Origin of the sequence: Legionella sp. km772, from assembly GCF_003989735.1 — a bacterium.
Taxonomy (GTDB): domain Bacteria; phylum Pseudomonadota; class Gammaproteobacteria; order Legionellales; family Legionellaceae; genus Legionella.
On the sequence record NZ_RZGQ01000148.1, the window covers coordinates 1 to 7,072 of the forward strand.

Genomic DNA, 7,072 nt, shown 5'->3' on the forward strand with positions numbered 1-7,072 from the left:
TTGATTTTTTTGATGCAGTGTAATAATTTCGCTTTTTGGTCATTCTATTCCCCTCTTATATTAGAAGAATAGCTCTTAAAAATACCTTTTTTTCGTCTAAAAATCCGCGCCTATATCAAACAACTGAAAAAATTTCTTAAACTTCATTTTAAGTTCCTTATGTAATTGTAATTTAAAAATTATCGAAGCTATAACCTTCAAAAAATATTTTTAAGATTTTCTTGTATTTTATCAATTTGGGGATATACATGTTTTTTTCCTTTGCCTAGCCCCTCATATTCTCCCGCAGGACCATCATGATGATATTTATAAAAATAAAGTTCAGATTGACCCCTCTCATAAGCCGTTTTTTTCACATATTTAAATTGCCCTATCATTGCCCTTACTTGAGCCTCCATGCTCCACCTTTCTGCGGCAGTAAAATGATTATCACGCCATGTCTTATCAACAAATTGTCCCAACCCTGCAGCAGTACTTCCTGGGGCAGCAGCATAAGGATTAAAACCTGACTCATGCCGGACTATAGCTAAGAGGTGTGCCGTATCTCTTAAACTAAAATGTGCTTTTTTTGCAGCAGTTATCAGAGCGTCAATCGATTGTGTTTGTATCTTCAAGCTCACATCTCCTGCTCGAGGAGAACAAGGAGTGTCATATATATGAGAATCACTTCGCGCTTTATCAATAGGAGAGGTGTCTTTTGGATAATAAAGCTGTTTATAATCTATATTATATTTTCCATGATTCCTATTCATCGGCTCGTTCGCAAAGCAGGAATAGTAAAATTTAATTGCAGGTCCAATATTCGATCTATTTCGCTCAGGCTCAGGGTCCAAGTGTAGTAAATTCGCTATAGTAGGGGGTTCCTGCTGAGAATCTATAGGGCTGTAGGTCTTTTTTGCTTCACCCCAAAAACGATGTCTTGAGGCATATAACTCTTTTGATGTACTTTGCGTTATTTTTGAAGCTCGAACCAACTGTTCTTCTTTGCGAGCTGTTTCTGCTTTTTTATGGGGCTGTGGCGGAGGGGTTTGGGAGTTGTTATTGCGGGTTTGTGGTAAGGCTGCATTGCTCTTTTGGGTTTGGATAGGAGCGGATTTTTCAGGCGTGTACAGTTCGTTGATGCTGCCCAGTGGGTTTGGTTGTGCTTTTAGCGATTGCAAGAAATGGTGCTCTGATTCTGCTAGGGTTTCTTGGATTTCAGGGATCTGAGTTTGGTACTGAAAAGCTTTTTCAGCTTGTCGTGCTTGGAATTCGGCATGGCGTTGTTTTGCTTGGGCCGCTAGTTGATTGCCGATAAAAGTGCCTAGCGTATTGGCTGCTAAAATTTCTAAATCAAGCTCATTCCCTAGCGTTTTGTCGATGCCCAAGGAGGCTACTGAAGCGGAGGCGGTAGCTAGGGCTTCGTTGAATAGTGGAGGCGCTAGTTCTATTTGTTTTGCGCCTACATTGGCTAAAGTATTAGCAACACTGGCGACTAGCACCTTCCATTCAAAATGGCGTTGTTGGCCGGTGAGAAAGCTTAGGCCTTGAAGGGCTAGAGTGAATTCAATATTTTTTGTTGCTTCTTGCACGAGGTTTTTATATTTATTCCCATGTTTTATCAAATCCATACCAAGGCCTTTAGCCATTCCTGTTGATGCGGCAGCAAGGAGGGCATTTTGCCCGATAGCATTTAGAGATATTTTACTTTGATTTCCAAAGCCAATAGCCATTTCCTGTTGCACCAGACTGGATGCGGCTCCTGCTATCGCAAATCCAAGTGCCTCACCCATAAACTTACTTAAAAGACCGGTAAAGAGCCCGGCAAATTCGGGGGCAAAAGCCATGACAGCAGTGGAGGCCACCGCCTGGATAAGAATTTGCCAGAATTTTTTATGTGAACGATGCGGTACTATAGGTGGATGTACGTAGCGGGAAGGTATGGGCATGTTAGGATAGAGGCTGCCAATAATTGCAGCGGGGTTGTACATTGGATATTGGCCTGTCCAGTTATGCACATTGCTGTTGTTTATATTAGGTATGGTTAACACGAGTCCCGCGGGAGGACGATCTTCACTACTGAAGCCATTGGCCTCTGCTATCAAATCGGCAAAGCTTTCATTGCCATATATTCGCTCAGAAATGCTAGCAAAACTATCCTCTGTACCCACGGGAAAACTACCGGGTGTTGGTGGAGAGAAATGTTCGCCAATGGGGAGATGATCTAGGTCGAAATTAACATGGCTGGGTTTTGCTGCAAGCCCTTCTGGGATGGAACCAAAATAACCTAGAGGTTGGTCTGAGGTTGTATAGAAGTAATTTCCTTGGTCACTTCCTTGTTGTTTTTGCACAATACGATTTTTACTGTTGGTAATAAATGTTCTAGGCTTTTGGTTGGTACCTAATATTATTTCAGTATTACCATTAGGATCATAGCCCACTTTAACATCAGAATGGACAGTCTCTCCACCTAGGCGCTTGCGAGTCGCCTCTATTTGAGCCACTTTATCTTTGTCAAATTGGGCATAATGAGTAGTAAGCAGCTCATCGTAGCCATCGGTACCGCTGCTATTACGGACTTTAATAGTTTGTCTTTCCTGATTACCTAAAAGATTCAAAGCATAAGAGGTGGTAGAAATGCTCTTATCTGCCTCATTAATAAAGGTTTCTGCATCTAAACAGCTGTTATGATTGTAATGGCTGCGGTGTTGAGAAGTCTCAGTCGTCAAAAGGCTCCTACGCGGAACTTTACCATCGTACTCATATTTAGATATTTTATTCCCGGGTTTTGTTTTAATTTCTGATAATAAATTATTATCAAGATACAAAAGCTCCTTTAAAACCTCATTCCCTTCGCTATTCAGCGTTCGCTCCAATTTCTGTCTACCCGCCACATCGTAAATAAGTTGGTAGCCTTGTCCGGGAGTTATTTGAATACGATCATTCTTTTTTCTGCCTTTAGCAAGAGTTAGTTTATTGGCTCCATTATATAGGTACCAGTTTTCCTCGCCGAAAGGATCCCAATTCCCATTCCAGAAAATGGATGCAATCGTTGAGCGTCGATTGCCATTAGCATCCTGGGTGTATTTTACTAACATCTTGGTATCACGAACCTCGGATAACCAATCTAAATCATTCCATTTCATTACCACCGCTTGATAGAGATGGCCATCTTTACCAATAAAGCTTTCCCCTTGCTCGTCGATTTGCCAGATCGTAACGATATTGCGTGGTTAAAGGTAGGGCATTGTCTAAAATAGCAACTTCATGCGAAGCCTCATCATATTGAAACCTTAAATCTTGATTCGCCATAGCTTTAGTAGAACCATCAGGAAATAGCCTAAAGCCATGTTTGCCCCCACTACTGGTTATTTGAGTTATTTCTGTTGGGTAAAAAGAATTATTCTGATAGGTATAGACGGCTCCGCCTAAGTCCGTATGCGATATGGGATTTCCAAAATCATCTGTCTTCCATTTATTTTCACGTTGATCAGGAAATATTTCTCTAATTATCACGCCCCGGCGATCATACTCTTTGCGGGTTAAATGGGTCTCGCCTCCGGGCATATAGTGGTGAGTGGGCAACCTTAAGGGGTGAAGATAATCATAGCGCTCTACCTCTTGATTGCCATTGCTTACACTAAGGCGATCGCCCAAATCGTTATTGGCGAACTTAGTTTCCCAACCACACGCATCTTTTCTTGCAATATCTCGATTACAGCGGTCATGCTTATGGTAAATATTATGTTTTAAAGGATCGCTAATCGTGCTAGTCTGGCCAAAAATATCCGGTATAAATTGTTTAAAATTTCCATCGCCTAAAATTGTTTTTAATACTTTTCCATCATTATCCCGCTCGTGGTATGTCGTGTATCCATTAGGGTCGGTTAAAGCGATAGTATTATCGTTAAGATCATAGGCATAGCGAGTTTTAGGATTTATTGTTTCTTTTTGCCCCTTTTCATCCGTTATTTCAATAGCGGGCTCAATTTTTTGAAGCGCTTTATTACGCGCATTATATTGGGTTAATGTAGTAGCACCGAGCGTGTTGGTATTACTTACTAAGTTACCCCAACGATCGACACTTTGCCGACGGATTGGTTGCACGACATCTTGAAGTGAGTTAGCGCGACTCACTTTAGAAAGAGAGCCGCCATGGGTTACATCAAATTGCCCTACAGCCCAGCCCTCTATAATTTGTGGTGCCAGTTCAGAAAAATTAATCAGTTGGCCTTTGATATTTTTAGCTTTAAGACGGTATTGGTAGCTTCCTGGTGTAAGAGGTGCAGCAGAAATACTTAAAACATGGCCTGTATAGCGGACGTTTTTAAAGGGGCGCCAGTCAGGTCTTGATAAAGAATTGTCATTATATTGAAGTTGGATAGTTTTGGGGTCTATTCCTTCTGGAAGAGGATAAAAAATTAAAGTATAGGCATTTTCAAAGCTTATTGTGTCTCCTTCTTTATACTGCTTGATGGAATGAGTAAATGGTTTTGGCGAGGTAGGATAATTTACCTTAATTGCTGTAGCGCATGTTTTATTTTCAACGGCATGGCTAAGATGATTCTTAACGTCGTTGGAATCTAATAACAAAATCCAATCATTATTATACTGTACGAATATTTTTAATGACTTTAGATCGAAATCAGAAAATTTAGGTAGGGGAGGAATTAGATAACCCAAGGGAATAGGAATTAAATGCCCATTGTAAGGCATCTGCGAACTACGCCCTACTTCGTATTCAAAAAGATGATCGCCATAGGTTTTTTTAAAAACATAGGTATGAAAATTTAATTTAAATTGAATTTTAATGGGTTGGTTTTCTAAAAAACCCGGTAGTATCCATTTAAAATTGAGCGCTTGCCGCTCATGGTAGTGACGATATAAGAAATCAATAGTCGGTTTTATTTTTGAAACCAGCACTTTACTTAGGTTAATTTCCCGCACCATTAGATCTTTGCTGCGTGTATTCGCTGTATGGATATTCAGCTGACCGCAGGGATTAGGCTCAACCAGGGCTGATTTTAAAGAAACTAAATCATAGCTTGCAGCTGCGTTAACAGCAGAACTCGGACAACGAGAAGAGTTATTTATCCAAGAACTCAGGGCGATTATTTTTCCTTCACGCCCATCAGAAAAATGTTCTCTTAACGCATCAACTTTTGCTAGGCCAGAGCCCGGCTGTACGTATAGAAAACTAGAATTAAAAGATGTTGCACCGCTATTTGGATTTATTACTTCGGCAATAGTTCTTTCTGTATTGTTTGAATCAATTGTAAAAAGACGATTCTTTACCACCGTAACTGAGAAGCGGGAAAAAGATTTTGTGCCTGGATAGAAGCTATTATGCACCATATAAGAACGGCCTTGTGCTTTAGTACTCAGTACTAAGGAGCTATGTTCTGTTTTGTAATTAGCGATGATCGTTTCTTCTGAGGGATAATTATGATAAGTGTTCACAGCTCTAATTTCATGATGAAGATTACTTAGCTGTGGCGGTAGATTCTTCCATGTTGATATAATATAGGCATTGAATAGAGCTGGCACTAAAACCAGTTCTTGCGCTAATACAGTGGTAATATTATCAAGCCTGCTTCCTTTAGAAGAGACAGCACCTATCTTTAATGGCTTTGCTTCTAATAAAGAATAGTTCCTAAGCCAATGAAACTCATATTTACCTGATGGTTTATCACTTAAATCAACCAGCCAGCAATGAGCTTTATTGGTGCTACTCAAAGAAACTCGCCCTATTACCTTACCCCTTTGTCTTAATTCTATCCCTGAAACATTTGACAAATTTCCATAAACCATCAGGCGTTGTTCATCAATTTGCTGCCAAACGAGATTGGAGCTAGCCGTAATAGCTTTAGTGATAATAAAACTACTCCCTTCTGCACGGTAGGAGGGGTGGGCGTCTCTTTGCTTATTTTGAGGATCGCGATAATAAAAATCGATTTGATATTCATAGTCATCAGTAAACAGCATACTGACATCAACACCGCAACGTGACCCGATATTTTTTGTTTTTAAATTGTTCTTTTCTTTTTTACCACCCTTAGGCCAAAGACTCACCTCGGCTTCTAAACCAGCAATCTCAGGAAGAGGCCAAGTTAAGCTCACGCTACCAAAGCTTGGATAATTAGTTCCACTGCTGACCGCTAAGGGAAGAGGCTCAGGTGCATCTATAGGCAGGCTCTTAAAAGCAGGTAAGGCCTGCGCTTCGATTCGTCCTAAAAGATCTCTTTGTAATTCAACCCGTTGCAGTTGAGTGTAGTCCAAGTCGATAATCGCTTTCAGTTTACTGATTGAATTAATATCTTTTAAGGCACGCGTTCGTGAGCGTAAATTTAAGGTTTCATAGCCAGCCAGATTGCGTAAAGTAATAAGAGGGACACCATTTTGTTCATTAGTATTCCAAACCTCTCCCTGATTATCACGCAACCAATATAAGGGATAATAATCATCGCCATAGCCCTCTGCGATTTTTTCACCAAAGGCATTAGACCTGGTGGTGGTTTTAATGGTGGAGCCGGTTTCAATTGACTCAATACGTAAAATTTCAAGACCACGTTCATTATATTCACGTCTTGTTTGGTGTAAACGTCTGATTAATTTACCATCTCTCCAGCCTTTTACCCAAATCCAGTCTAAAGCCAATTTTTTTGTTTCCGTAAAACTTTGAGAATGAATTGCACCTTCGGGATCTACAGTAACAACTTGCAGCCCGCGAGTATTATAACCAGTAAGATAGGTCTGATCTTCAAGGCTTAGCGTGAGATAAGCCTGTTTTTCAAAAGGATTTTTATGATGAGTTAAGCGTGTGGGTTGGCCAAACGAATTATGGCCTAGGGTAATAACTGGAGTTGCATTACCTGTTGCTAATTTACGTGGCAGCTCTGTCTTTAACACAGGAAGGTTACGTGCATTAAATAAAGTAATTTTATGCGCACCATTAGGTACTATTTCTTTTTCTAATAACTCATGTTACGCACGGTCAATTTTAAGCTGCCATATTTTTAAGCTCCTGCCAAGCAATCTGGTTCGCTCTAAGAATCAATTTGTACTTAATAGCAAAGTGATTTAAATGAGTTTT

General features: G+C 40.2%; 2 protein-coding genes. Both read right to left on the reverse strand.

Features of this window, described 5'->3' with window-relative positions; translation table 11 throughout:
* Window positions 1-197 precede the first annotated feature (197 nt).
* The gene (locus ELY15_RS12220) at window positions 198-3,125 is read right to left on the reverse strand and encodes a transglycosylase SLT domain-containing protein (RefSeq protein ID WP_127100423.1); all 2,928 of its coding nucleotides are present in this window, start codon (window positions 3,123-3,125) and stop codon (window positions 198-200) included.
* 28 nt (window positions 3,126-3,153) lie between these two features.
* On the reverse strand, window positions 3,154-6,888 hold the full coding sequence (locus ELY15_RS12225; protein WP_127100425.1) for a hypothetical protein: 3,735 nt from the start codon (window positions 6,886-6,888) through the stop codon (window positions 3,154-3,156).
* Window positions 6,889-7,072 lie beyond the last annotated feature (184 nt).